23 protein-coding genes are annotated in these 26,434 nt (G+C 74.1%); 7 read left to right on the forward strand and 16 right to left on the reverse strand.

What is annotated here, in order from left to right; genetic code table 11:
- Both ABEA81_RS34735 and ABEA81_RS42825 read left to right on the forward strand, forming a co-directional pair.
- Nucleotides 1–2,388: putative bifunctional diguanylate cyclase/phosphodiesterase (locus ABEA81_RS34735; protein ID WP_345611128.1), on the forward strand; the 2,388-nt coding region annotated here is incomplete at its 5' end.
- Nucleotides 2,389–2,571: 183 nt separating this feature from the next.
- Nucleotides 2,572–2,925: an alpha-amylase family glycosyl hydrolase gene (locus ABEA81_RS42825; RefSeq protein WP_425570795.1), complete on the forward strand. Its 354-nt coding sequence runs from the start codon at nucleotides 2,572–2,574 to the stop codon at nucleotides 2,923–2,925.
- Here ABEA81_RS42825 and gcl read toward each other — a convergent pair.
- The 10 genes from gcl to ABEA81_RS34785 all read right to left on the reverse strand — a co-directional run bounded on the left by gcl (nucleotide 2,819) and on the right by ABEA81_RS34785 (nucleotide 14,036).
- Nucleotides 2,819–4,600 carry a glyoxylate carboligase gene (gene gcl, locus ABEA81_RS34740; protein ID WP_345611130.1) on the reverse strand — a complete coding sequence of 594 codons (1,782 nt, stop codon included), beginning with the start codon at nucleotides 4,598–4,600 and terminating at the stop codon, nucleotides 2,819–2,821. The genes ABEA81_RS42825 and gcl overlap by 107 nt on opposite strands.
- Entirely contained in the window at nucleotides 4,600–5,496 is an 897-nt protein-coding gene (locus ABEA81_RS34745; protein ID WP_345611132.1) for a 2-hydroxy-3-oxopropionate reductase, read from the reverse strand. Before ABEA81_RS34745 ends, gcl begins: the two co-directional genes overlap by 1 nt.
- The gene (locus tag ABEA81_RS34750; RefSeq protein ID WP_345611134.1) at nucleotides 5,493–6,272 is read right to left on the reverse strand and encodes a hydroxypyruvate isomerase family protein; all 780 of its coding nucleotides are present in this window, start codon (nucleotides 6,270–6,272) and stop codon (nucleotides 5,493–5,495) included. The genes ABEA81_RS34745 and ABEA81_RS34750 overlap by 4 nt, the downstream gene beginning before the upstream one ends.
- 144 nt (nucleotides 6,273–6,416) lie before the next feature.
- The gene (gene alc, locus ABEA81_RS34755) at nucleotides 6,417–7,394 is read right to left on the reverse strand and encodes an allantoicase (RefSeq protein ID WP_345611137.1); all 978 of its coding nucleotides are present in this window, start codon (nucleotides 7,392–7,394) and stop codon (nucleotides 6,417–6,419) included.
- Nucleotides 7,391–8,710: an allantoinase AllB gene (gene allB, locus ABEA81_RS34760; protein WP_345611138.1), complete on the reverse strand. Its 1,320-nt coding sequence runs from the start codon at nucleotides 8,708–8,710 to the stop codon at nucleotides 7,391–7,393. The genes alc and allB overlap by 4 nt, the downstream gene beginning before the upstream one ends.
- On the reverse strand, nucleotides 8,707–9,075 hold the full coding sequence (locus ABEA81_RS34765; protein ID WP_345611140.1) for an allophanate hydrolase-related protein: 369 nt from the start codon (nucleotides 9,073–9,075) through the stop codon (nucleotides 8,707–8,709). The genes allB and ABEA81_RS34765 overlap by 4 nt, the downstream gene beginning before the upstream one ends.
- Before the next feature lie 15 nt (nucleotides 9,076–9,090).
- Nucleotides 9,091–11,364 (reverse strand): xanthine dehydrogenase subunit D, encoded by a 2,274-nt coding sequence (pucD, locus tag ABEA81_RS34770; RefSeq protein WP_345611142.1) that lies wholly within the window; start codon nucleotides 11,362–11,364, stop codon nucleotides 9,091–9,093.
- Complete coding sequence (locus ABEA81_RS34775) at nucleotides 11,361–12,701, reverse strand: 8-oxoguanine deaminase (RefSeq protein ID WP_345611144.1); 1,341 nt, start codon at nucleotides 12,699–12,701, stop codon at nucleotides 11,361–11,363. The genes pucD and ABEA81_RS34775 overlap by 4 nt, the downstream gene beginning before the upstream one ends.
- Complete coding sequence (locus ABEA81_RS34780; protein WP_345611146.1) at nucleotides 12,698–13,162, reverse strand: (2Fe-2S)-binding protein; 465 nt, start codon at nucleotides 13,160–13,162, stop codon at nucleotides 12,698–12,700. The genes ABEA81_RS34775 and ABEA81_RS34780 overlap by 4 nt, the downstream gene beginning before the upstream one ends.
- 1 nt (nucleotide 13,163) lies before the next feature.
- Entirely contained in the window at nucleotides 13,164–14,036 is an 873-nt protein-coding gene (locus ABEA81_RS34785; RefSeq protein WP_345611147.1) for an FAD binding domain-containing protein, read from the reverse strand.
- 94 nt (nucleotides 14,037–14,130) lie between these two features.
- On the opposite strand from ABEA81_RS34785, the gene ABEA81_RS34790 reads away from it, so the two are divergent.
- The 4 genes from ABEA81_RS34790 (at nucleotide 14,131) to ABEA81_RS34805 (ending at nucleotide 17,925) form a co-directional block, all read left to right on the forward strand.
- Nucleotides 14,131–15,672, forward strand: a complete 1,542-nt coding sequence (locus ABEA81_RS34790; RefSeq protein ID WP_345611149.1) for a PucR family transcriptional regulator — start codon at nucleotides 14,131–14,133, stop codon at nucleotides 15,670–15,672.
- A gap of 280 nt (nucleotides 15,673–15,952) precedes the next feature.
- The gene (locus tag ABEA81_RS34795) at nucleotides 15,953–16,528 is read left to right on the forward strand and encodes a TetR/AcrR family transcriptional regulator (protein ID WP_345611150.1); all 576 of its coding nucleotides are present in this window, start codon (nucleotides 15,953–15,955) and stop codon (nucleotides 16,526–16,528) included.
- A gap of 96 nt (nucleotides 16,529–16,624) precedes the next feature.
- Nucleotides 16,625–17,407 carry an alpha/beta fold hydrolase gene (locus ABEA81_RS34800; RefSeq protein ID WP_345611151.1) on the forward strand — a complete coding sequence of 261 codons (783 nt, stop codon included), beginning with the start codon at nucleotides 16,625–16,627 and terminating at the stop codon, nucleotides 17,405–17,407.
- Entirely contained in the window at nucleotides 17,404–17,925 is a 522-nt protein-coding gene (locus ABEA81_RS34805; protein ID WP_345611152.1) for a GNAT family N-acetyltransferase, read from the forward strand. Before ABEA81_RS34800 ends, ABEA81_RS34805 begins: the two co-directional genes overlap by 4 nt.
- 212 nt (nucleotides 17,926–18,137) lie before the next feature.
- Here ABEA81_RS34805 and pucL read toward each other — a convergent pair whose 3' ends face one another.
- The 4 genes from pucL to uraD (ABEA81_RS34825) are packed head-to-tail and all read right to left on the reverse strand — an operon-like array spanning nucleotide 18,138 to nucleotide 21,702.
- Entirely contained in the window at nucleotides 18,138–18,983 is an 846-nt protein-coding gene (gene pucL, locus ABEA81_RS34810; protein ID WP_345611154.1) for a factor-independent urate hydroxylase, read from the reverse strand.
- Nucleotides 18,984–18,986: 3 nt separating this feature from the next.
- Complete coding sequence (gene uraH / locus ABEA81_RS34815; protein WP_345611155.1) at nucleotides 18,987–19,307, reverse strand: hydroxyisourate hydrolase; 321 nt, start codon at nucleotides 19,305–19,307, stop codon at nucleotides 18,987–18,989.
- Entirely contained in the window at nucleotides 19,304–19,783 is a 480-nt protein-coding gene (uraD, locus tag ABEA81_RS34820; protein ID WP_345611156.1) for a 2-oxo-4-hydroxy-4-carboxy-5-ureidoimidazoline decarboxylase, read from the reverse strand. Before uraD (ABEA81_RS34820) ends, uraH begins: the two co-directional genes overlap by 4 nt.
- Nucleotides 19,780–21,702, reverse strand: a complete 1,923-nt coding sequence (gene uraD / locus ABEA81_RS34825) for a 2-oxo-4-hydroxy-4-carboxy-5-ureidoimidazoline decarboxylase (RefSeq protein ID WP_345611158.1) — start codon at nucleotides 21,700–21,702, stop codon at nucleotides 19,780–19,782. The genes uraD (ABEA81_RS34820) and uraD (ABEA81_RS34825) overlap by 4 nt, the downstream gene beginning before the upstream one ends.
- A gap of 215 nt (nucleotides 21,703–21,917) precedes the next feature.
- On the opposite strand from uraD (ABEA81_RS34825), the gene ABEA81_RS34830 reads away from it, so the two are divergent.
- Entirely contained in the window at nucleotides 21,918–23,027 is a 1,110-nt protein-coding gene (locus ABEA81_RS34830) for a tetratricopeptide repeat protein (RefSeq protein ID WP_345611159.1), read from the forward strand.
- Nucleotide 23,028: 1 nt separating this feature from the next.
- Here ABEA81_RS34830 and ABEA81_RS34835 read toward each other — a convergent pair whose 3' ends face one another.
- Nucleotides 23,029–24,633, reverse strand: coding sequence for a peptide chain release factor 3 (locus tag ABEA81_RS34835; protein ID WP_345611160.1), 1,605 nt, complete (start codon nucleotides 24,631–24,633; stop codon nucleotides 23,029–23,031).
- 233 nt (nucleotides 24,634–24,866) lie between these two features.
- Entirely contained in the window at nucleotides 24,867–26,381 is a 1,515-nt protein-coding gene (locus ABEA81_RS34840) for an MFS transporter (RefSeq protein WP_345611162.1), read from the reverse strand.
- Between the last annotated feature and the right edge of the window lie 53 nt (nucleotides 26,382–26,434).

The raw sequence follows: 26,434 nt of genomic DNA on the forward strand, positions 1-26,434 counted from the left end.
GCGGCCGCCGCGGCTGCCGTGGCCCTGCTGGCGCTCGGCGGGCTCGGCGCGGTGCTCGACGGCGACGCGCGGCGGCTGGTGGCCAACCTCGGCGTGCTCGCGCTGCTCGCCGCTGCCGGCGTGCTGTGCTTCGGCGCGGCCCGGCGCAGCGCCGGGCGGATCCGCCGGGGCTGGGGGGCACTCGCCGTCGCGTGCTGGTCGTGGGCGGCCGGGCAGGCGGTGTGGACCCTCTACGAGGAAGTGCTCGCCGTCCCCACCCCGTACCCGTCGGTGGCCGACGCCGGCTTCCTCGGCTTCCCGGCCGCCGCCCTGGTGGGACTGGCCTTCCTCGCCCCCACCGGCTCCGGCCTCGCCACGCCGCGCCGCGTGCTCGACGCGCTGCTGGTCGGGTGTGCGGTGGGGCTGGTCGCCTGGGTCACGGTCCTCGACCCCGTGATCGGGTCCTCCGGCGACCTGGCGCACGCCGCCGCCGCGATCGCCTACCCCGTGGCGGACGCGGTCCTGCTGAGCGTCACCGTCCTCACGCTCGCCCAGACCCGCGACTCGCCGCTGCGCTGGGGCCTGCTCGGCGCGGCCGTGCTCGCGGTGGCGGCCTCCGACGCGGCGTTCGCCTACCAGGTGGCGGTGGGCGCCTACGCCACCGGATCGATCGTCGAGTGGGGATGGCGGATCGCGTTCTGCCTGCTCGGGTTGGCCGGCTCGCTCGTGCAGGGCGGTCCACCGACGGAGTTCCACAGCGCTCCCGCGCCCCGCGACTCCGTCCGCGCCGGGCTGCTGCCCTACCTCCCGCTCGCGGCCGCCGCGGTGCTCGTCGCGCTGGAGGCCACGGGCGGCGTGGGGCTCGACGGCGTCGAGGTGGCCTGCGTCGCGGCGCTGGTCCTGCTCGTCCTCGGGCGCCAGTACGTCACGATGCGGGAGAACCAGGAGCTCACGCGGGCCATCCGGCAACGCGAGGTCGAGCTGCACCACCTCGCCTTCCACGACCCGCTCACCTCCCTCGCCAACCGGGCGCTGTTCCTCGACCGGCTCGAACACGCCCTCGACCGGGCCGAGCGCACCCGGCAGCCCGTCTCCGTGGCCTTCGTCGACCTGGACGGGTTCAAGGCCGTGAACGACACGCTCGGGCACGCGGCGGGCGACGCGCTGCTCGTCGCCGTCGCGGGCCGCCTGCGCGGGGCGCTGCGCAGCGCCGACACCCTGGCCCGCCTCGGCGGCGACGAGTTCGCCGTGCTGGTCGAACAGGGCGACGACGCGACCGCCGCCGCCCGGCGGCTCCTGGCCACCCTGCGCGACCCGTTCCACGTGCACGGCCGGTCGGTGGCGGTGTCGGCGAGCATCGGCGTGGCCACCGTCGAGCCGGGCCAGGACACCGGCACCGACGCCGCCACCCGCGCCGCCACCCTCGTGCACCGCGCCGACGTCGCGATGTACGCGGTGAAGGCGTCCGGCAAGGGGGACGTCGCCGCCCACACCGCCGCGCTCGACGGGGATCCGACCGGCCGGAACGGGCGGCACTCGGTGCGCCGCGTCCGCCCGCCCCTGCCGGAGGCGTTCGCCGACGCCCTGCACCGCGGCGACGTCCAGGCGATCTACCAGCCGGTGGTGGACCCGGTGTCCGGACGGATCTCCGCCATGGAGGTGCTCGCCCGGTGGACCCACGAGGGCGAGGCCGTCCCGCCGTCCACGTTCATCCCGGCCTGCGCGGCCGCGGGCCTGTCCGGCCAGCTCACCGCGCTCATGCTGGAGCAGGGGTGCGCCCAGCTCGGCCTGTGGAACGCCGGGCTCGCCCACCGGCGGCTGCGCATCGCGGTGAACGTGGACCCCACGGAGTTCGGCGACAGCGGGCTGCCCGACCGCGTGGCGGGGGTCCTGCGCCGCTACGGCATCTCCCCCGGCCAGCTCGCGCTGGAGATGACCGAGACGGCCGTGAACAACCGGCCCGCCAACGCCGTCGACGTGATGCACCGGCTGCGCGAGCTCGGCGTCCGGATCGCGCTCGACGACTTCGGCACCGGCTACAGCACGCTCTCGCGGCTCGCCCGCACCCCCGTGGACACCGTGAAGATCGACCGGTCCTTCGTGGCCCACATCGACCACGACGAGCAGCAACGCTGGTTCCTGCGTGGCCTGCTCGAACTGTCCCGCCACCTCGGCCTGCGCACGGTGGCGGAGGGCGTCGAGCGCGCCGGGCAGCTGCACGAGCTGCGCCGCCAGGGCTGCGACCTGGTGCAGGGCCACTTCGTCGCCCGCCCCGCCACCGGCGCCCAGCTCACCCCCGCCGTGCTCGCCGACCTCCCGATCCTCGCCCCCCACCTGCGCGGGATGCGCGCGAGCGACACCCGGCTCGCGGCCGGCCGCTGGTTCCGCCCGGTCTCCGAACCCGGCTGACGGGGCGGCCGCCCTGCCCCGCGGGGCGCGCCTAGGCTCGGAGGATGTGCCGGGACGATCAAGGGTGACAGACCGGGGCGAGCCGACGCTGCTCTGGCATGCCTTCCCGCTCGGACTTCTCGGCGGGGATCAGGGAGGCACCGACCGGACCTGCCGCAGGCCGTACGTGAGCTGGCCGAATGGCTGCCGCACGTGGCCTCGCTCGGCGCCGATGGGATGCTGCTCGGACCGATCTTCGCGTCCGTCTCGCACGGCTACGACACGGTGACCCACCAGGTGGTCGACGAGCGTCTCGGCGACGTAGCGGATCTCGACGCGATCGTCGCAGCGGCGTCCTCCCACGGCATCGGGGTTGTGCTCGACGGCGCCTTCGCATACGCCTCCCGCGCGTTCTGGCGGCTGACCGACCCGCCGCAACCGCTGACACGGCTCAGGCGTCGAGCGGCACCGTCGCGGTCGGGGCGTGGGCGCGCGTGGTGGCGAGCTCCTCGAACTCCTGCACGGCGTCGATCTCGGTACCCATGGCGATGTTCGTGACGCGCTCGCAGATCACCTCGACGACGACCGGCACCCGGTGCACGGCCATGAGCTCCCGGGCCTTCGCGAAGGCGCCGGGCAGCTCGCGCGGGTCGGTGACGCGCAGGGCCTTGCAGCCCAGCCCCTCGGCGACGGCGACGTGGTCGACGCCGTACTTGCCCAGCCCGGGCGCGTTGACGTTGTCGAAGCCGAGCTGCACGCAGTAGTCCATGTCGAACGCCCGCTGCGCCTGCCGGATCAGGCCGAGGTAGGAGTTGTTCAGCACGAGGTGCAGGTAGGGCAGGTTGAACTGGGCCCCGACGGCGAGCTCCTCGATCATGAACTGGAAGTCGTAGTCGCCGGAGACGGCCACGACGAACGCCTCCGGATCGGCGGCGCGCACCCCGAGCGCGGCGGGGGCGGTCCAGCCGAGCGGGCCCGCCTGCCCCGCGTTGATCCAGTGCCGCGGCCGCTGGACGTGCAGGAACTGGGCTGCCGCGATCTGGGAGAGCCCGATCGTGGTGACGTAGCGCGTGTCGGGCCCGAACGCCCGGTTGCACTCCTCGTACACCCGCTGCGGCTTGATCGGCATGTCGTCGAAGTGGGTGCGCCGCTGCATCGAGCCCTTGCGCCGCGCGCACTCGCGGACCCACGCCGTGCGGCTCGGCAGCGCGCGGGCGCGGGCCGCGGCGAGCATCTCGCGCAGGAACGCACCTGCGTCGGAGACCACGCCGTAGTCGGGTGCGAAGACGCGGCCGACCTGCGTCGGCTCGATGTCGACGTGCACGAACGTGCGCCCGGCGCGGTAGACGGCGAGCCCGCCCGTGTGCCGGTTGGCCCACCGGTTGCCGATGCCCAGCACCAGGTCGGATGCGAGCAGCGTGGCGTTGCCGTAGCGGTGCGCCGTCTGCAGCCCGGCCATGCCCGCCGTGAGCGGGTGGTCGTCCGGGATCGAGCCCCAGCCCATGAGCGTGGGCACCACCGGCACGTCGAGGAGCTCGGCCAGCTCCACCAGCTCCGCGCAGGCGTCCGCCCCGATGATCCCGCCGCCCGCGACGATCAGCGGCCGCTCCGCCGCCGCGAGCATGTCGAGGACCTTCTCCGCCTGGGCGCGGGTGGCCGCAGGGCGGTGCACCGGCAGCGGGGCGTAGGTGTCGACGTCGAAGGCGATCTCGGCCTGCTGCACGTCCAGCGGCAGGTCGATCAGCACCGGCCCGGGCCTGCCCGAGCGCATCAGGTGGAAGGCCTGGGCGAACGCGCCCGGGACCTGCCCCGGCTCGCGCACCGTGACCGCCCACTTGGTGACGGGAGCGGCGATCGCGGCGACGTCGACGGCCTGGAAGTCCTCCTTGTGCAGCCGCGCCACCGGCGCCTGCCCGGTGATCGCGAGCAGCGGGACGGAGTCGGCCGCGGCGGCGTAGAGACCGGTGATCATGTCCGTGCCCGCGGGCCCGGACGTGCCGACGCAGACGCCGATGTTCCCGGCGGCCGTCCGGCTGTAGCCGTCGGCCATGTGCGCGGCGCCCTCGACGTGGCGGGCGAGCACGTGCTGCAGGTGGCCGTCCCGGCGCACCGCGTCGTAGAACGGGTTGATCGCGGCGCCCGGCACGCCGAACAGGTGCGCGACGCCCTCGCGGCGCAGGATCGCGACGGCGGCGTCGACCGCCCGCAGCGTCGTGCCTCGTGGCTGTGCCATCACGTACTCCTTCCCGACATCCGCTCGACCAGCAGCAGCAGCGCGCTGTGGTCGAGGTCGCCGTGGCCCATGGCCCGCAGTGCCCCGACCAGCTGCGCGACGTGCGCCCCGAGCGGGATGGTGACGCCGGCCTCGCGGGCGGCGGCGGTGACGATGCCGAGGTCCTTGTGGTGCAGGTCGATGCGGAAGCCGGGCGCGAACTCCCGGGCCCGCATGCCCGCGGCCTTGCGCTGCAGCACGGTGCTGCCGGCGAGCCCGCCGCCGAGCACCTCGGTGGCGGCCGCGGTGTCGACGCCGTGCGCCTCGAGGAACACCAGCGCCTCGGCGAGCAGCTGGATGTTGCCGGCGACGATCAGCTGGTTCGCCGCCTTGACGGTCTGGCCCGCGCCCGCCGGCCCGACGTGCACGACGGTGCCGCCCACGACGTCCAGGTACGGGCGTGCCGCCTCGACGTCCTCGGCCGAGCCGCCGACCATGATCGAGAGCGAGCCCTCCTTCGCGCCCGCCTCGCCGCCGCTCACGGGCGCGTCGACCACGCGGACGCCGCGCTCGTTCCCGGCCGCGGCGACCGCGCGCGCGACGTCGGGGCGGATGGTCGAGCAGTCGATGTGCAGGGTGCCGGGCTTCGCCGTGGCGTAGATGCCGTCGTCACCCAGCGACACGTCCTCGACGTCCGGGCTGTCCGGCACCATCGTGATCACGACCTCGGCGTCGCGCACGGCGTCGGCCACGCTGTCGGCGGCCCGCCCGCCGCGCTCGACGAGCCGGTCCACCGCGGGCCGGGAACGGTTGTAGCCCACCACGTCGTGGCCGGCGTCGATCAGGTGGCCGGCCATGGGGGCACCCATGATGCCGAGCCCGATGAAGGCGATGGTGGTCGGATTTGCGGTGGTCACTGCTCTTCCTCCCGGAGCCAGTCGAACGCGTGGTCGGTGTCGGTGGACGGCACGTACTCCAGCCCGATCCAGCCGGTGTAGCCGGCCGTGGTGAGGGCGGACAGGTGCGCGTCGAAGGGGATCTCGCCGGTGCCCGGCTCGTGGCGGCCGGGGGCGTCGGCAATCTGGACGTGCCCGATCCGGGCCGCGTGGTCGCGGATCACGGCGGCGACGTCGTCGCCGTTCACGGACAGGTGGTAGAGGTCGGCCAGCAGCGCGACGTTCGGCACGTTGAGGCGGTCGGCCACCGCCAGCGCGTCGGCGGCGGTGCGCAGCGGGTAGCGGTCGGCGCCGGACAGCGGTTCGAGGACCACTGTGCCGTCGAGCAGGGCGGCGGCGCGGGCGAGGTTCTGCACGGCGAGCTCGTCCTGGTCGCGCGGGTCGGCGCCCTCGACCCGGTTGCCGTACAGCGCGTTGAACACCCGCGTGCCCAGCCGCTTGCCGATGCCGGCGGCGATGTCGATGCTGTCGCGGAACTCGGACTCCCGCCCCGGCCACGACGCCAGCCCGCGGTCGCCTCCCGGCATGTCACCCGCGGCCAGGTTGAGTCCGGTGAGCTGCACGCCCGCGTCCTCGATCGCGCGCACGAAGCGGTCGACCTCGCCGTCGGCAGGCGCGGCCGTGGGGAAGGGCCACCAGAACTCGACGGCGTCGAAGCCGGCGGCCTTCGCCGCGGCGGGCCGGTCGAGCAGGGGCAGCTCGGTGAAGAGGATGGAGCAGTTGACGGTGTATCTCACCGATGAGACCTCCGGGTAGGTGTCAGCAAAGCCACTTTCACGACGCCACGCGACATGAACGTGGCGGTGTTGTCCCCGGCGAGCCCCCGCCTTGCTTCGCAGCGGCGGCGGCTCCCCGGAAGTGCGTTCGGGCTGACATCGGGGCTAGGACCAGCGGGCCGCGAGATCCGCGCGGCCGTTCGGGGTGAGCGCGCCGTGCAGGCGAAGGCGGGCCATTCCGCCGTCGGGGAAGACGTCCATCCGGACGTGCGTGACCGGGTCTGCGGGCACGCGGAAGCGGTGGCGGGTGTCGGGCTGCAGCGGGGTGCGGGGCAGCAGCTCGACCGTGCCCCCGTCGGCGGTGCGGCCGGTGAGCGCCGCCCAGCCGGGCGCGTTGTGCAGGAACCAGCTCGTGTCGAGCTCGGCGAGCACCAGCCCGGCCTCCGCGACGAGCGCCACCTCGACCCAGTCGTTGCCGTCGTCGCGGCGCCGCGCGTTCTCCCAGCCCTCCCCCATCGTGCGGGCGGGGCCGGGCAGCAGCAGGTTGTTCGGCGAGCCGTAGAACGCGTTGGAGCAGGCCACCACGCGGCCGCCGTGTTCGAGGGCGGCGAGGTCGACGGTGCCGAGCGCGTCCAGCAGGTCCGGGTCGGGCAGGGCCTCGCCGTGCACCCGCAGCCGGGCGACCCCGCCGTCGGGGAAGATCCGCAACCGGACGTGGGTGACGCGGCGCGGGTGGTCCACCGCGAAGGCGTTGTCGGAGTCGCCCTTCACCGCGCTGCGGGGCACCAGCGGCTGCCAGTCCCGCAGGTCCTCCGCGTCGACGACGCCGTCGGCGCGGATCCCGTCGACGGCCACCTCCGGCGGGTAGTTGCCCGTGAACCAGGCCGTGTCGACCACGACCCCGTGCACGATCCCGGCCGCCCCGAGCCGCACGATCGCCTCATCGTGCCCGGGGGAACGGCGCCTGCGGGTCTCCCAGCCGTCGTAGACCTTGCCCTGCGCGCCGAACGTGGCCGGGTCGAACGCGGGCCGGCCCGGCGTGATCAGGTTCTCCTTGGCGGCGAACGCGTCGTCGTTGGCGTACACCACCGCGCCGCCCGCGGAACGCAGCGCGAGATCGGGCAGCTCCCGGAAGTCCGTCATCGGTCCTCCCCTCGTCGGAGCAGCCGCCCCCGCGGCACCCCGTCGGCCGGCGCACCGCGCAGCCAGGTCCGGCGCACCACGCCGGTCAGCTCCCGGCCCGCGTACGGGGTGACCGGGTGGCGGTGGTGCAGCTCCCCCACCGTGTACGGCGCGTCCGGTGCGAAGACGACGAGGTCGGCGTCGGCGCCCGCGGCGATGCGGCCCTTGCGGGCGAGCCCGACGCGCGCGGCGGGCGCGTGCGCCATCCACTCGACGACCTCGGCGAGCCGGTGCCCGCGCCGCCGGGCCTCCGTCCACACGACCGGCAGCCCGACCTGCAGCGACGCGATGCCGCCCCACGCGGCGCCGAAGTCGCCGGTATCGAGGTGCTTCAGCTCCGGCGGCGACGGCGAGTGGTCCGAGACCACCATGTCGATCACGCCGTCCGCGAGGCCCTGCCACAGCGCGTCCCGGTTGGCCGCCTCGCGCACCGGCGGGCAGCACTTGAACCGGGTGTCGCCGTCGGGCACCTCCTCCGCGGTGAGCGCGAGGTAGTGCGGGCACGTCTCGACGCTCACCGGCAGTCCCCCGGCCCGGGCCGCGGCGAGCTGCGGCAGCGCGGACGCCGCCGACAGGTGCACGACGTGCACCCGCGCCCCGGTCTCGCGGGCCAGCCGCAGGAGCATCGCGATCGCCCCGTCCTCGGCTTCAGGCGGCCGGGAGGCGACGAAGTCGGCGTAGCGGCGGCCGGATGCGGGGCGGACCGCCTCGCCGTCCTCGGCGTGGGCGATCAGCAGCCCGTCGTACTCGGCGACGGCCGAGAGCGCGGCCCTCAGGCCGTCCGCGTCGAGCGGCGGGAACTCCGGGACCCCGCTGTCGAGCAGGAAGCACTTGACGCCGAAGACGCCCTCCGCGTGCAGCTTCGCCAGCTCACCCGCGTTGCCGGGGACCGCCCCGCCCCAGAACCCGACGTCCACGGCACACTGCCCGTCGGCCGCCGCGCGCTTGGTCTGCAGCGCGGCGACGTCGACGGTGGGCGGCAGCGAGTTGAGCGGCATGTCCACGATCGTCGTGACGCCACCCGCGGCAGCCGCCCGGGTGGCCGTGGCGAAGCCCTCCCACTCGGTGCGGCCCGGCTCGTTGACGTGCACGTGCGTGTCGACCAGCCCGGGGAGCAGGACCTCGTCGTCGGCGAGGATCACGTCCTCGGTGTCGTCGGGGGCGTCGAGGGGCGTGTCGTAGGGCAGCACCGCCTGGATGCGCTCCCCGGACACCAGGACTGCCGCCGGGCCCTCCGCGCCGTCCACGACGGCCCGCCGCGCCCGGATGACGATCACTGTTTCTCCTGGTAGGAACGCCAGCTCGCGAGCTCGGAGATGTCCTCGAGCGGCGGGAGCCGCGGGTACTCCCGGCGCAGGACCATCGCCAGCGACCCGCTGCCGTCCGCCAGCTCGACGACCCCCAGCTCCAGGCCGTCGGGCTCACCGGGCAGCAGCACCTCGCGCAGCTGCTCGTAGGGCAGGTCGTAGACCTCGCCCTCGACGGCCGCGCCACCCTCGCCGACGTCCTCGAGCGCCGGGTACTTCCCGCCGACGGCGTGGAACCGGTAGCGCGGCGCCGTCTTCGTGCGGGCGACCAGCGGCGCACCGCCCACGAGGTGGTGGTCGGCGCCGCCGGACATGGCGGTGCCGTTCAGGAACATCAGTGGCATGGTCGGTCAAACCCCCGTGATGTGTTCCGGCCGGATCGGGACGCGGCGCAGGGCCTTCCCCGTCGCCGCCCGGATCGCGGCCGCGACGGCGGGGCCGCTGGAGATCGTCGGGGGTTCACCCACACCACGGACACCGTACGGCGCGTGCGGGTCGGCGTACTCCAGAACCTCGATCTTCATCGGCGGCATGTCGAGGATCGTGGGGATCAGGTAGTCGGTGAACGACGGGTTCTGCACGACGCCGTCGCGCACCACCACCTCCTCCATCAGCGCGAGGCCCATACCCTGGGCGCTGCCGCCCTGGATCTGGCCGACGACCGCGTCCGGGTTGATCGCCCTGCCGACGTCCTGCGCGGTGTCCAGCGCGACGACCTTGACGAGGCCGAGGTCGACGTCGACGTCCACGACGGCCCGGTGGGCGGAGAACGCGTACTGGACGTGGGCGTCGCCCTGGCCGGTCTCGGGGTCGATCGGGTGCGTCGGCCGGTGCCGCCACTCGACCGTCTCCTCCACGGTGTCCTCGCCGAGGACCTCCACGAGGTCGGCGAGCACCTCGCCGCCGACATCGACGATCTTCACGCCGTCCAGCCGCAGGTCCGAGCGGCCGAGCACGGTGGACGCCCGCCCCAGCACCGCGGCGCGCACCGCCTCGCACGCGGCCTTCACCGCGCCACCGGTGACGTAGGTCTGGCGCGACGCCGACGTGGAGCCGCCGGACCCGACGGTGGTGTCCTTGGGCGCCACGACGACCCGGTCGATGCCCAGCTCGGTGCGCACGATCTGCTGCTCGACGGTGATCAGCCCCTGGCCGACCTCGGCCGCCGCCGTCTGCACGGTGGCCACCGGCTCACCGCCGATCACCTGCAGGCGCACGCGGGCCGTCGAGTAGTCGTCGAAGCCCTCGGAGAAGCCGACGTTCTTGTACGTCACCGCGTAGCCGACACCGCGGACCACGCCCTCGCCGTGGGTGGTGTTGGAAACCCCGCCGGGCAGGTCCCGCAGGTCGCGCGCGGTCCCGGGCTCGGGCGGCAGGGGCAGGTCGCGGACCGTGCGGATCAGCTCGGCCACCGGGGCCGCGGAGTCGATCACCTGGCCGGTGGTGTTGACGTCGCCCTCGCGCATGCCGTTGCGGGCGCGGATCTCCACCCGGTCGACGCCGACCGCGTCGGCCAGCTCGTCCATCAGCGCCTCGTGCGCGAACGCGGCCTGCACGCAGCCGAACCCGCGCATCGCGCCGCACGGCGGGTTGTTCGTGTACACGCCGCGCGCGTCGACGCGCACGCTCGGGATCCGGTACGGCCCCAGCCCCAGCGTGCCGCCGTTGCCGACCACCGCGGGCGTCGAGGAGGCGTAGGCGCCGCCGTCGAAGAGCAGGTCGGCCTTGGCGTAGACGAGCGTGCCGTCGCGCTCGGCGCCGAACTCGTAGTGCAGCCAGGCGGGGTGGCGGTGCACGTGGCCGAAGAACGACTCCTCGCGCGAGTAGCTCATCTTCACCGGCTTGCCGGTGTGCAGCGCGAGCAGGCAGGCGTGGACGTGCATCGACAGGTCCTCGCGCCCGCCGAAGGCCCCGCCGACCCCGGCGAGGTGCAGCCGCACCTCGTCCGCGCCCATCCCGAGGGCCCGGCAGACCTGCCGCTGGTCGACGTGCAGCCACTGCGTGGCGACGTAGAGGTCCACGCCGCCGTCCTCGGCGGGCACGGCGAGCCCGGACTCCGGCCCGAGGAAGGCCTGGTCCTGCATGCCGACCTCGAAGTCGAGCGCCACGACGACGGGTGCGGCCGGGTCCTGGTCACCGCGCCGGAGCTTCAGGTGCCGCACGAGGTTGCCCCCGGCCTGCACGTGCGGCGCGTCCGCGTCGAGGGCGCGTCGCGGGTCGGTGACCGCGGGCAGCTCCTCGTACGTCACCACGATCTTCTTCGCGGCCCGCCGGGCGGTCTCGGGGTGGTCGGCGGCGACCAGGGCCACGGGCTCACCCTGGTAGCGGACGACCTCGGCGGCCAGGACCGGGGTGTCCTGGTGCTCCAGCCCGACCGAGTTCTCGCCGGGCACGTCGGCCGCCGTGAGCACGGCCCACACGCCGGGCAGCGCGAGCGCGGGTCCGATGTCGATGGAGACGATCCGGGCATGCGGGTGCGGACTGCGCAGGGTGACGCCCCAGACCATCTGGTCGTGCCACAGGTCGCTGGCGTACGCGAACTCACCGGTGACCTTGAGCGTGCCGTCCGGGCGCAGCGGGCTGTCCCCGATCCGGCCGGCGGTCCTGGTTTCCGTACTGGTCATGGCTTCTCCAGGAGTTCACGGTGGACCGCCTGGGCCTCGCGGGCCAGCGCGTCCGCGTCGACGGTGAGCACCCGGTCGCGCTCGACGACCGGCCGCCCGTCCACGAGCAGCAGCTCGAGGGGCGGCGGGGCGCCCAGCACGAGCGCGGCCACGGGGTCGGCGACGTCGGCGTGGGCCGGGCCGTCGAGCCGCCAGAGCGCGAGGTCGGCGAGCTTGCCCACCTCGATGGAACCGATCTCGTCGGTGCGCCCGAGCACGGCGGCGCCGCCGAGCGTGGCCAGCTCCAGGCCGTCGCGCACGGACAGCGCGGCGGGGCCGCCGACGGCGCGGGCGAAGAGCACCGAGTGGCGCACCTCCTCGAGGAGGCTCCCGGCCTCGTTGCTGGCCGCTCCGTCCACGCCGAGGCCGATCCGGGCGCCGGCGTCACGCAGGTCGCGGGTGCGGGCGATGCCGGCGCCGAGCCGGGCGTTCGAGGACGGGCAGTGGGCCACGCCGGTGCCGGTGTCGCCGATCCGCTTCACGGCCGCGTCGTCGAGGTGGACGGCGTGGGCGAACCAGACGTCCTCACCGGTCCAGCCGAGGCCCTCGACGTACTCCAGGGGTGTGCAGCCGAACCGCTCGCGGCAGAAGTCCTCCTCGTCGAGGGTCTCGGCGAGGTGGGTGTGCAGCCGCACGCCACGGCGCCGGGCGAGCTCGGCGGCCTCGCGCATGAGGTCGCCGGTGACGGTGAACGGTGAGCACGGCGCCAGCCCGATGCGCAGCATCGCGCCGGGTGCCGGGTCGTGCCAGCGGTCGATCGCCTCCTCGGACGCGGCGAGGATCGCGTCCCGGTCCTCCACGACGTGGTCGGGTGGGAGCCCGCCGTCGCGCTGCCCGAGGTCCATCGAGCCGCGGGTGGGGTGGAAGCGCAGCCCGACCTCGCGGGCGGCGGTGATCTCGGCCCCGAGCAGGTCACCGCCCTCGCGGGGGAACACGTAGTGGTGGTCGGTGCTGGTGGTGCAGCCGGTGCGGGCGAGCTGGGCCAGGGCCCCCGCGGCGCCCACGTGCACGGCCCGCTCGTCGATACCGGCCCACACCGGGTAGAGCGTGGTGAGCCATTCGAACAGCGTCGAGTCGACGGCGAGCCCGCGGGTGACCCACTGGTAGAGGTGGTTGTGGGTGTTCACGAAGCCCGGGGTGAGCAGGCAGCCCCGCCCGTCCACGACGCGCGCCCCCTCCGCGCGCGGCGCGGGCCCCGCGCCGACCGCGGTGATCCGGTTGCCCTCCACGACGACGTGCCCGCCCGGGTGCTCCTCGCCGGACACGGTGACGACGTGCGCGCCCTCGATGACGATCATTCGGCACGCTCCGCCGCGGTCCGGACCGCATCCATGATCTTCTCGTACCCGGTGCAGCGGCACAGGTTCCCCGCGAGGGCCTCCCGGATCTCCGGGTCGGACGGGTGCGGGTTGCGCTGCAGCAGGTCGTGCGTGGAGACGATCAGGCCGGGCGTGCAGAAGCCGCACTGCACGGCGCCGCGCTCCACGAACGCCTGCTGCACCGGGTGCAGGTCCTCCCCGGAGCCGAGGCCCTCCACGGTGGTGACCTCGCGCCCGTTCGCCTGCCCCGCGGCCACCAGGCACGAGCACACCGGCGTGCCGTCCAGGTAGACCGTGCAGGAGCCGCACTCGCCCTGCTCGCAGGCGTTCTTCGACCCGGGCAGGCCGAGCCGCTCGCGCAGGGCGTAGAGCAGGCTCTCGCCCTCCCACACGTCGTCGGCCTCGCGCCGCTCACCGTTGATCGTCAGGTCGATCCGCATGTCAGGCAGCCCTCCGGTAGTCGTCCCACGCCCAGGTGGCGGCGCGCCGCGCCATCACCGACAGGGAATGCAGGCGGTACGCGGCGCTGCCGCGCACGTCGTCGATGGGGGCGGCGGCGTCGCGTACCTTCCGCCCGAACTCCACGGCGAGCCCCTCGGGCAGCGCGCCCCGGGACTCCCACAGGCCGGTCGCGGCCAGCTCGCCCGCCAGGAAATCCCCGGCGGCGACCGCCCGGCGTGGAGTGGGGGCCGCCGAGCCGATGCCGGTGCCGACGGCCTGCCGCCCCGGGTGCAGGGCCAGCCCGAACGCCGACACGGCGATCACCATCGCGTTCCGGGTGCCGATCTTGCAGAACTGCTGGGGCCCGCTCGCAGGCGCGATCAGGACGGCCGCGATCAGCTCGTCGGGTGCGAGCGCGTTGCGCTTCACACCCGTGTAGAACTCCGCCGCCGGGACGCGCCGCACGCCGCGCACGGAGGCGAGCTCGATCTCCGCGTCGGCCGCCAGCAGCGGCGGGTGGCTGTCCCCGGCCGGCGACGCCGCGCCCAGGTTGCCGCCCACCGTGCCGCGGTTGCGGATCTGCGGCGAGCCGACGGTCCGCGCGGCCATCGCGAGCCCGGGCAGCCGGTCCCCCAGCTCGTCGATGACGCGGGTGTAGGTGACGCCGGCGCCGAGCCGCACCCGCCCGTCGGTCTCGGTGCCCCACTCCTGCAGGTCGGGCACGCGGGTGAGGTCGAGCAGGGCGGGCGGGCGGCGGTGGTCGAAGTTGATCTCGACCATCACGTCGGTGCCGCCGGCCACCGGCACGGCGTCCGGGTGCTCGGCCTTCGCCGCGAGGGCGTCGGCCCACGTCGTGGGGGCGAGGAAGTCCATGCCAGGAAGTAGAGCGCTCCCGCGCGACGCGCAGAAGTCGCCGTCGTGACGAATCGCCCGACCCGGCACCCCGAATGGGTTGTAGGTTCCTCCAATGCGGCTGCGCGACCTGCTGGCGAACCCCGCACTGGGGTTGCGGCTGCTGTACGCCGGCAGCTCGGGGGACGCGGTGGAGCGGCCGGTCCGCTGGGTCTACACCACCGACCTGATCGACCCGGCCCGCTACCTGTCCGGCGGGGAGCTGGTGATCAGCGGGCTGGTCTGGCGCCGCGAGCCGGCCGACAGCGAGCGGTTCGTCGCCGCCGTGGCAGGTGCGGGGGCCGTGGCGCTCGCCGCGGGCGAGGCGGTGTTCCACGGCATCCCGGACGACCTGGTCGAGGCCTGCCGCCGGCACGACCTCGCGTTGCTCGCCGTGCCCGAGGAGGTGTCGTTCGCGGCGGTCACCGAGCTGGTGGTCGGCGCGCTCACGGCCGCCCGCGGCGACCGGCTCGCGCTCACCCTCGGCCGGCAGCGGCGGCTGCTCTCGGCCGTCGCGGGCGGGCTCGGGCTCGACGAGCTGGCTGCCAAGGTCTCGATGACCACCGGGGTGGTGATCCGAGTGCTCTCCGCCACGGGGCGCGCCGTCGTGGCGGGCCCAATCCCGCTCGCCGGCCCCGAGCTGGACGCCGCCGTCACCACGTTCCTCACCGCGAACCGGCTGCCGGCGGTCGTGCCCGGCGGGGGGCGGTCGGTGTTCCCGGTGGGTCCCGCGTCCGAGGAGCGGGTGACGTCGTGGTTCGTGGCCGCCGACGACGACTGCACCCGCTGGGAGAACGAGGTCGGCGACATCGTGGGCGAGCTGGTCGCGATCACCGCGCTCGACCGCGCCCGCCGCGGCGAGGGCCTGCGACTGGCCCGGGAGATCGCCGAGGACGCGATCGGGCTCGTGGCGGCGGGCTCGGCCCACCGGCCGGAGGTCACCGTGCGGCTGCGACAGGCGGGCCTCGACCCGGACGCGCCGCTCGTCGTCGCGGTGGCCGGATTCGGGACGGCCGATCGGGTGCAGACCGCCCGTTCCGTGCTCGTCGACGCCGTGGCGCACGTCGGCCCCCCGGTGGTCGGCGTGCACGACGGGCTGGCGGTGGCGCTGCTGCCCGCTGGCCCGCCGGACGCGCCCTCCCACGCGGAGCTCGCCGCGGCGCTGCGCCGGCTCGGGCCCGGCCTCGGGCCGGCCCGCCTCACGGTCGGCGTGAGCAGGCCCGCGCCGATCGAGGCGCTGTCCGGCGCGCTCCAGGAGGCCCGGCACGCGCGCGAGCTGGCGGCCCGCCGGCCCGGCCCGGTGCACGTCGTCACCGGCGCCGAGGTCACCACGCACGTCGCGCTGCTCGCGGCCGTGCCCGACGAGGTCCGCCGCGCCTTCGCGGTCCGCGTGCTGGAACCCGTCCTGGACTACGACGCGCGCACCGGGGCCGGCCTGCGCGAGACCCTCGAGGCGTTCCTCGAGTGCTCGGGGTCGTGGAGCCGGGCGGCACAGCGGCTGCACCTGCACGTGAACACCGTCCGCTACCGCATCGGCCGGGTCGAGGAGCTGACGGGCCGCAACCTGGCGGAGCTGGCCGACCGGGTGGACGTGTACCTGGCGCTGCGCTCGCTGTAGCGCGACACGCGGCCATCCCTCCGATGTCGGTGGCACTGCCGTGCGCGGCCGGAGGGCGGTGACGGTGGGGACGGTGATCCGCAGTACTCCCGTTGTCCACCGGGACGGCGTAGACCTCATGCGTGTTCGATCTCGAACTGAGACGCGTCATTTCGATGTCGAGGCTGCGGGCAATCGCCGCGGCGTTGGCGGGATGGGGACGGGACCACCGGGCAGTCGCGTGGCACCCAGCAGCGACGGGCGCTGGGCCAGAACGAACGGTCGTGCTAGAAATGCACTCGTGAGCAAGGGCGAGGCGACCCGCGGGGTCATCCTCGACGAGGCGGGCAGACTGGCGCGCCGCGTCGGCCTCTGCGGGCTCACGATCGGCTCGCTCGCCACCCAGACCGGCATGAGCAAGAGCGGCCTCTTCGCCCACTTCGGCTCGAAGGAGTCGCTGCAGCTGCAGGTGCTGGAGCACAGCAGGGACCGGTTCGTCGACGAGGTCATCCGCCCCGCGCTCAAGGCGCCGCGGGGCGAGCCCCGGGTGCGGGACCTCTTCGAGCGCTGGCTCGCGTGGGACTCCGTCGAGGGCGGTTGCCCGCTCGTCGCCGCGAGCTTCGAGCTCGACGACCAGCCCGGCCCGGTGCGGGAGAGCCTCGTCCGCGTGCAGCGCGACTGGGCCGACACCCTCGCCACGGTCTTCACGAGCGGCATCGGCGAGGGCCACTTCCGCCCCGACGCCGACCCGCGCCAGTTCGCCCAGGACGTGCAGGGCGTGATGCTCTCCTACCACATGGCGAGCCGGCTGCTCGCCGACCCGGACGCCGCCGACCGGGCCCGCCGCGCCCTCGACGCGCTCCTCGCCGCCGCCTGACCGTCACACGCTGGAGGGACCATGTCCGCGTCGCTGCAGAATAGCACGATCGTTCGTTTCATTTCCTGGGCTGAGCGATGGGCCCCGTTCCTCGCGGTGCGGCTCGCGACCCGCATCTGGTTCACCGTCCCGCCGCCGATCCCGCGCGAGCGGCTGCCTGCGCTCCCCCCGGGCACGTCCGCCCCGGTGGAGGTGCACGGGCGGGCCCTGCACGTGGTCACCTGGGGCACCGGGGAGCCCGTCTACCTCGTGCACGGCTGGGGCGGCCGCTCCGAGCAGCTGGGCGGGTTCGTCGCGCCCCTGGTCGCCGCCGGGTACCGGGTGATCGCGTTCGACGGGCCGGGCCACGGCGGGTCGCCGGGACCGCGCTCGACCATGATCCCGGAGCTCGCCGAGGCGCTGCGCGCCGTCGTCGCCGAGCACGGCCCGCCGCATGCCGTGATCGCCCACTCGATGGGCGCGGCCGTCGCCGCCCACGCCGTCCGCGACGGGATGCGGCCGCGGGTCCTCGTGCTGCTCGCGCCGGCGGCGGATCCGCGCTGGGTGCTCGACCGCTTCGTGCGCCGGCTCGGCGGGGGCGCCCGGGTGCGGGGCGGCCTGGAGCGAGCGATCGTACGGCGGCTCGGGCTGCCGTGGGAGGCGTTCCACGTCCCGTCGCTGCACCGCTCGACGCCCGTGCCACCGACGCTCGTCGTGCACGACGTGCAGGACCGGGAGGTCGGACCCGAGCACGGTCGCGCGATCGCCGACGCCTGGCCCGGAGTCCGGCTGCTGCAGACCGAAGGCCTCGGCCACCGCAGGCTGCTCCGCGACCCGTCCGTGATCGACAGGGCCGTCCGGTTCGTGACCGACGCACGCACCATCCGGCGACCGGCATGAGCGCGCCGGTCGTCCGGCCGCTCGACCGCGCCCGGGCGGGGGCAACCGTCGACGCGGTCTTCGCCGGCCTGTCCCCGCGCAGCCGCTACCTGCGCTTCCACTCCCCCGTGCCGCACCTCCCGGAGTCGGTCCGGGCCCGACTGGTGGACGTGGACGGGCGCCGGCACGCCGCCGTCGTCGCCGAGGCCGGCGGCCTCGGCCCGATCGGGCTCGCCCAGCTCTTCGGCGACGGCCACGGCACCGCCGACATCGCCGTTGCCGTAATGGACGCCTGGCAGCGGCGCGGGATCGGCAGGCGCCTGCTCACCGCCCTCGCCGCGCTCGCCGAGGAGATCGGCTACACCGAGCTGCGGGGCTCGGTACTGCCGGAGAACGTGGCGATGCAGCGGCTCGCCCGCAGGGTCCTGCCCTGGGCCCGGCCGTGGTTCGACGGCGAGACGGTGCAGTTCGTCGCCCCGATCGGCCCGGCCGCCTGGACAGTGACGCACGAGGACCTGCTTGCCGACCTGGTCCGTTAGCAGAGCCGCCCGCGTGCGTGGAGCGAACGGCACCCTCGCGCGCTGAGTGCCGCACGATGATCAATCCGACATGCGCGGCAGCGCCGCGCGGAGGACGCTCACCTGAACCTCGCGACGATCAACGCCCCACGATCCTTCCGAGCTGTGCCGCAGCCCCGTCGAGGACGCTCAGCCGCAGATCGGAACGATCACAGTTTCCCGCCTGGCGCGGGTCAATCACGCGTGACTGTGGCCTCGATCAGGCCGTACGGGCGGTCGGCGGCGTAGAAGACCTCGTTGGGGTTCTCGAGCCCGAACGGCGAGAGGTCCACGGTGAAGTGGTGCTTGTTGGGCGCCTGCAGGCTGATCTGGGCGATCTCCGGGTGCGCCTCGAGCACCGCGCGGCCCATCTCCCACAGGGTCTGCTGCAGGGCGAGCGAGTGCACGGTGGCGAACTGCTCCAGCATGATCCGCCGGGCGTCGGCCCAGGTCTTCTCCCAGTCGACGTCGAGCCCGGTGTAGCGCCACCGCGCCACGAGCGCGGTCGACATGATCCGGTCGTCGGTCTCGGGCAGGGTGGTGTAGCCGTCCTTGAGAAAGCCGTGGAACTCCGAGCCGGTGGACTTCAGCAGCACCAGGTCGCGCAGGCCCGAGACGACCTCGGCACCCTCGGCGGAGACGTCGACGACCGTGGTGCGCACCTCTGGGCCACGGCGCACCCAGGTGTGGTCGTGGCCCTGCCCGCCCACCGGCACCCGTTCCCACGCGTGCTCGTCCACGGAGATCCGCGCGCCGCGCACCGGCTCGACGTCGTGGACGAAGTGCCGGCCGAGCGTGAGCGCGTACTCCTCGATCGCGCGCAGCCCGTGCTCCTTCGCGAACGCGTAGGCGGTGTTCTTCTGGGTGTCGGTGGGCAGCACCTTGGCCTGGTCGCCGTGCAGGTGCGCGTCGCCGAAGTCGCCGCGCAGCGCCGTGGACACGGTGACGTCGCGGATCTCGTGCCGCGCGGTCTCCCGGTAGATCCGGACGAGGCGGTTCTCCGCCTTCCCGTACTGGTTGGCTCCGAGCACGATTCCCATCTGTCAGCTCCCGCGGTAGGTCGAGTAGGCGTAGGGGGACAGCAGCAGCGGCACGTGGTGGTGCTGTCCGGGGTCGGTGACGGTGAAGGTGACGACCACCTCGGGGTAGAACCCCTGCTGCCCGTTCGCCGCGAAGTACTCCCCCGTGGCGAACGTCAGCCGGTAGTCGCCCGCGCCGAGCTCGGCGGCGAGCTCGCGGACCCGGCCGTCGGCGTCGGTGACGGCGGCGGCGAGCTCGTGCCCGCCCGTGGTCGTGAGCCGGACGGCGACGCCGGCGGCCGGTGTGCCCCGCGATGCGTCGAGGACGTGCGTGGAGAGGCTCATGAATTCCGCTCCACCAGGCGAGCGAGGCGCAGCCGGTTGATCGCCGCCAGCTCGGCCAGCGCCACGGCCCGCTCGGTGGCCGGGTCGTTGCCCAGCCGGACGCGCAGGATCTCGAGCAGCTCCTGGGCGCTGCGGCCGGTAGCGCACACCAGGTAGACGTGCCCGAAGCGCTCCTCGTAGGCGCGGTTGCCGTCGGCGAGCGCGGTGAGCACGTCCGCGTCCGCCCCGGCCACGCCGCTCTGCTCCCGCCGGGACGCGCCTGCGGCCGCGCGGTCCCCGATCCGGGGATGGCCTGCCATCGCCTCGTCGAGGTCGGCGTCGGTGAGCGCGACTTCCGCGGTGGCCTGCAGCGAGGCCACGTCGGGGTGCGGCCGCGACGACGCCACCTCCCGCGCCCACCGGCGCGAAGCGCACACCTGGAGCAGCTCCCGCTCGGCGTCGGCCGCGTCGAGGGCGTTCCACTCGTCGAGCTTCATCGGCCGAACGCCCTCGTCCGCGCGGTGGCGATGGGGTTGGCGTCGGCGACGAGGTCGGCGAAGCGGTTGTTCGCCACCTTGGCGATCTCGATCAGCGCCGCGGCGTGCTCCTGGGCCGGCGAGTTCGCCAGCCGCTGCTGCCCCTCGGTGAACACCCGCTCCCGCGACCCCGAGTCGCGCACGCAGACGATCAACGGGAACCCGAACCGCTCCCGGTACGCGGCGGTCAGCTCCGCGAGCTCCTCGTGGTCCTCGTCGGCGAGCCGCGTGAGGCCCGCGCTCGCCTGGTCGCGCTCGGAGTCCTCGCCCTCCTCGCCCTCGGCGACCCGGTCGGCCCCGAGGTCGGGGTAGGCGGCCATCAGCGCCTGCTGCTCCTCGGGCGGCGCGGAGAAGAGCGCCTCCTGGAACGCGGCGCGCAGGTTCCCGGTGTCGGCGAACGGCCTCCGGTCGTACGCCCGGGCCACGATGGCGGCACGGGCCGCGGCGCCGCCCTGGAAGAGCCGGCCGAAGGTCGTCACGAACTCCTCACGGCTCATCCGGTTGACCTTCTCCAGCCGCACGGTGCCCGCGCCGGGTGCGCCCGCGACCGCCGGCCCGCGGCCGCGCCCGATGTGGTGGAACGCGATGTTGAGCACGATCGCGGTGATGCTGCCGAGCGTGATGCCGGAGCCGAAGACGATCTGAGCCCAGCCCGGCACCGCGGTCGCCACGTTGGGCTGGGCCGTGACGAACATGGCGAGCCCGACGCTCGTGCCGACGATCACGACGTTGCGGTGGTCGTGGAAGTCGACGCGGGAGAGCGTCTGGATGCCGACCACGGCCACCGCCGCGAACATCGCCAGCGCCGCGCCGCCCAGCACGGGGTGCGGGATGGCGGCGACCACCGCACCGGCCTTCGGCAGCAGCCCGAGCACGATCATGAACCCGCCCGCGGCGACCACGACCCAGCGGCTCTTGATCTGGGTGAGCCGGACCAGGCCGACGTTCTCGGCGAAACAGGTGTAGGGGAAGGAGTTGAGGACGCCACCGATCGTCGTGGCGAGGCCGTCGGCGCGCAGCGCGCGGGTGATGTCCTCGCGCCCGACTCGCTTGTCGACGATCTCACCCGTGGCGAACACGTCCCCGGTGGTCTCCACCGCGGTGATGAGCATGACCACGATCATGGACACGATCGCCGCGAAGCTGAACTGCGGCCACCCGAAGTAGAACGGCGTGGTCACCCCGACCCAGGCCGACTCGCCGACGGAGTCGAAGTGCGCGTCGCCCAGGAGCCACGCGACGAACGTCCCGAGCACCAGCCCGATCAGCACGGCGACCGTCGCGAGGAACCCGCGGAAGAAGCGCTGGATCGCCACGATCACGGCGAGCGTCCCGAGCGCGTAGGCGAGGTAGCGGGGGTTGTCCGGCTGCGGGGCGGACCCGCCGCCGACGGCGTCCAGACCGGCGACCGGCAGCAGCGCCAGACCGATGATCAGGATGACCGAGCCGGTGACGACCGGCGGGAAGAACCGGATCAGGCGACCGAAGAACGGCGCGATCAGGAACGTGGCGAGCCCGGCCACGATCACGGCGCCGTAGATCACCAGCAGTCCGTCGGTGCCGCCGCCGGCCGCCAACCCGATGGCGATCATGGGCGAGACCGCGGTGAACGTGACGCCCTGCAGCAACGGGAGGCGCACGCCGATCTTCCAGAACCCGCCGGCCTGGATGATCGAGGCGATCCCGCACGTGAACAGGTCGGCGTTGATCAGGTGGATGAGCTCGCGCTCGGACAGGCCGATCGCGCCCGCAAGGAGGATCGGGACGATCACCGCGCCCGCGTAGAACGCGAGCACGTGCTGGAACCCGTACACGGCGAGCTTGCCGGCGGGCAGGACTTGATCGACGGGGTGGACACGGTGGGGCGGGCGTCGCGGCATGGGGCACCTCGGTGTGCGGATGCGGGAACGATTCACGATCGCTGCCCGGGAGGTGTCCCGGACACCCGCGGAACTTACGAAGCCGGGACAGCGCCCGCCACCCGCGTTTGTGCGATCCCACCAGCCCGCGTGGCCCCCGGGGCGCGTTAGGCCATTCGGGTCGTTGATCAGCTGAGGTATCCGCTGTGCCGGTGGGTGTCGATAGGACTGGTGCCGTGCCGTTCTGGAGGAAGAAGTCGAAGAGCACCGATCATGTAGTCGGCGAGTCCGGCAGAGCCGAGATCGACGTGACGGAGCGGCGCGGCGAGCTACCGTTCATCGACATCACGCCGTCGCTGACGCCCGAGTACGCCCACGGGCTCGAGTTCCAGCACAAACGGGACGAGCTCGGCCTGCACCACCCCGAGACGCTGCATGCGCTGCATCGGTACGCGGTCGCCCTCGGGGACCACCCCGGCCGGCGGGACGAGGCCGTCGAGCTGCTCGGCTGGCTGGTCGACGCCCGGGCCGACGACCAGCAGAACCGGCTGCTGGCGTTGAACGACCTGACCAGGCTCCTGCAGGACGGGGGCGAACTCGCGCTCGCCGAGCAGCGGCTGCGGGAGGGGCTGTCCGGCTGGGAACAGTTGCGCGGCAGGGACGACGCCCAGACGCTGCGGATGGCGTCGAACCTGTCCAAGGTCCTGCTCGACCTCGACCGCAGGGACGAGGCGGAGCCGCTGATGCGCGACACGGTCGACCGCTCCACGCGCGCACTGGGTCCCACCCATCCCGACACGTTGGGCAGCCGGAACGTGCTGGCGGGAGCGTTGCGCGGCTCGCCTGCGCGGCTCGCCGAGGCCGAACGCATGTACATGGCGCTCCTGGACGACATCGAACCGCCCGGGGACGACACGGCCGACCTCGCAATGGTCGTGCGGCACAACCTCGCCGCGGTGCTCACCCACCAGGGCAAGCACCCCGAGGCGCTGGAGATGAACCGCGTGCTCGTCGAGGCCCGCTCCCGACGACTGGGCGACGATCACCCGGACACGTTGGTGTCCCGCCACAACTACGCGGTCGTGCTCAACTCACTCGGCCACGTCACGGAGGCCGAGACGCTGCTCGCCCGGGTGCTCGACGACTACCGGCGGGTGCACGGACCGCGGCACGCCGCGACCCTCGACGTGCAGGTCGACCTGGCGGCGATGCGCGCCAACCAGGGCCGCAACACGGAGGCGGTGCCGCTCCTGAGCGACGCGATCGAGGGCTACCGGAGCACGCACGGCCCGGACCACCCGCTCGTGCGCGAACTCAGCACCGTCCTCACCCAGCTCGGCGGCTGATTCAGCGGCCGCTGCCCGCCGGCAACGGCTCCAGCACCAGGTCGTCGAACTTGCGCCGGACCGTCTCCATCCGCCACTTGTTGCTGAACACCGCGAGCAGGACGCCGTCGGCGCGGCGGGTGAGGACCTCCACCTCGCTCTGGCCCGCCAGCATCTCCGCGCCCGCCTCGTCGGTGCGGCGCGCGATCGTGTAGCCCAGGTGTTCGAGGGTGACGGGGGCGCGGAACTCCGACTCCAGCCGCGAGGTCACCACCTCGAACTGCAGCGGCCCGACCGCGGCGAGCACCGGGGCCTGTTCCCCGCGCAGGTCCGAGACCAGCACCTGGATGACGCCCTCGCTGTCGAGCTGCTCGATGCCGCGCCGGAACTGCTTGAAGGCGCCCGAGTCGGCGCCGCGCACCACCGCGAAGTGCTCGGGCGCGAAGCTCGGGATCGCCGGGAAGTGGACCGGGTCGGCCGCGTAGAGGGTGTCGCCGGGACGCAGGGCGCCCGCGTTGACCAGGCCGACGATGTCGCCGGGGAACGCCTCCTCCACTGTGGTGCGCTGCTGGCCGAACACCGCCTGCGCGTACTTCGTGGCGAACGGGCGGCCGGTGGCGGCGTGGGTGAGCACCATCCCCCGCTCGAACCGGCCCGAGCAGATCCGCACGAACGCCATCCGGTCGCGGTGCGCCCGGTCCATGCCCGCCTGCACCTTGAACACCAGGCCCGAGGTCGGGGCCTCGAGCGGGCGCGGGTTGCCGTCCGCGTCGTCGCGCGGCTCCGGGGCCGGGGCGAGGTCGACCAGCGCGTCGAGCAGCCGCCGGACGCCGACGCCGGTGAGCGCCGCGCCGAACAGCACGGGCGTGGCGGTGCCGGCGAGGAAGTCCTTGTCGTCGAACCCGGCACCGATCTCCGCGAGCAGCGCCAGCTCGTCCTGCGCCGCCGACCAGAACGCCGGCTCCGCCGCGGCGATCTCCGCCTCGGGCACCACCTCGGCCTCGGCCCGGGTGGCCCCGCCGGCAGTACGCGAGTACCGGGTGAACTCCCCCGTCGCCACTTCGACCAGCCCGCGCAGCTCACCCGCGATCCCCACCGGCCACGTGAGCGGCATCGGGCGCAGCCCGATCGTCTGCTCCACCTCGTCGAGCAGCTCCAGGGCCTCGCGGCCGGGCCGGTCCCACTTGTTGACGAACGTGAGCACCGGGATGCCGCGGGCGCGGCAGACGTCGAACAGCTTGAGCGTCTGCGGCTCGAGGCCCTTCGCGGCGTCGAGCAGCATCACCGCGGCGTCGACGGCGGCGAGCACCCGGTAGGTGTCCTCGGAGAAGTCGCCGTGGCCCGGGGTGTCGAGCAGGTTGACCACGCAGTCGCGGTAGCCGAACTGCAGCACGGCGGACGTGATGGAGATGCCGCGCTTGCGCTCCATCTCCATCCAGTCCGACGTGACGCCGCGCCGGCCCGCCTTGCCGTGCACCGCGCCCGCCGTGTCGATCACCTCGGCGTACAGCGCGAGCGCCTCGGTGAGGGTGGACTTGCCGGCGTCCGGGTGGCTGATCACGGCGAACGTGCGGCGCCTGCGCGCCTCGTCCGGCACCCGGGCCGGCTCTGCAAGGACCTCTGACATGAGGCCTCCAGCCTAATGTCCCGCCGAGCGCAGCTCGCTCGCACACCAAGTTCGGTGCTCGCACACGAACTTCAGTTGGTGTGCCGCCACCGAAGTTGCTGTGCCCACGGCGGGCGCCGCCGCCGGAGACGCGAGGCACGGGCAAGCCGGCACCCGCTCGCACACCAACATCGGTGCCCACACACGAACTGCAGTTGGTGTGCGAGCACCACGGTTGCTGTGCGGGCGGGCCGTCAGCGCGCCGCCCGACGCAGGAGAGCGGGAGCCGTGAGCGCGGCGGACAGCGCCAGCACGGCGGCCGCCCACGCGGACAGCCGCATCCCCGCGACGAACGCGTCGGTGGCCACGGCGACCAGCTCGGCCCCGGCGGCAGGCGGGAGCCCGGCGGCGGCGCCGTGGGCACCTGCGAGCGTGTCGGCGGCCGCGGCCGCATCGTGGGGCGCGAGCCCGGCCGGCAGGCCGTCGACCACCGCCCCGCGGTAGACCGCCACGCCGATGCTGCCCAGCAGGGCGATGCCGAGCGCGTTGCCCAGCTCGTTGCCGGTCTCGGAGATCGCCGACGCGGCACCGGCCCGCTCGGCGGGTGCGGCCCCGATGATGAGGTCCACGCTGAGGGTCGACGCGGGCGCCGCCCCGATCCCGAGCACCACCGTGCCGCTGATGACGATCGCGAGGTCCGGCTCGGTCCCGACCTGGGCGAGCAGGGCGAGCCCCACCGCCGCGACGGCGAGCCCGCCGCCCACCAGGTATGCGGCCGGGATCCGGCGTACCGCCACGGTGGACAGCATCGACGTGGCGATGATCGCCCCGGACGGCGGGATCAGCCACAGGCCCGCGGCGAGCGGGCTCATGCCGATCACGATCTGCAGGTACTGCGCGACGAACAGGAAGATCCCGGCCATCATCACGCCGATCAGGACGTTCACCGCCACCGACGTGCTGAACGCGACGGAGCGGAACAGGCGCAGGTCGATGAGCGGGTCGGCGATGCGCAGCTGCCGGCGGGCGAACAGCGCGCCGGCGCCGACGCCTGCCGCGATCACGAGCAGCGCGCCGGGGTCGGCGCCGCTCTCGGCGGACCGCTTCACCCCGTAGATCACGGCGAGCACCGCGACCACCGACAGGGCCGCGCCCGGGACGTCGAACCGGCCGGGCGCCGGGTCACGCACCTCGGGCAGCAACCGCGGCCCCACGACCAGCAGGGCGGCCATCACCGGCAGGTTCAGCAGGAACACCGAACCCCACCAGAAGTGCTGCAGCAGCAGGCCCGCGACGAGCGGGCCGAGCACGGTGCCCACCGAGAACGTGGTGACCCACAGCCCGATCGCGACCGTGCGCTGGGCCGGGTCGGTGAACAGGCTCCGCAGCAGCGACAGCGTGGACGGCATGAGCGTGGCTCCCGCGATGCCGAGCAGCGCCCTGGCCAGGATCAGCAGCTCCGCGGTCGGCGCGAACGCGGCGAGCAGGCTCGCGACCCCGAAGGCGGCCGCACCGGACAGCAACAGCCGCCTGCGGCCGATCCGGTCGCCGAGGGTGCCCATCGTGACCAGGGAGCCCGCGATGAGGAAGCCGTAGACGTCGGTGATCCACAGCAGCTGCGTCCCGCTCGGTTGCAGCGCCTCGCTCAAGGCGGGCGTGGCGAGGACGAGGACCACGAGGTCCATCGAGACGATCAGCGTGGGCAGCACGAGCGCGCCGAGCGCCGCCCACTCGCGGCGCCCGGCACGCACCGGGTCGGTTGCGGTCATCGGTCCCCTTTTCGTTACATGCCGGAACGTAACAGAAGGATAGGCTGGTGACC

Source organism: Pseudonocardia adelaidensis (genome assembly GCF_039543345.1).
GTDB classification, from domain to species: Bacteria; Actinomycetota; Actinomycetes; order Mycobacteriales; family Pseudonocardiaceae; genus Pseudonocardia; species Pseudonocardia adelaidensis.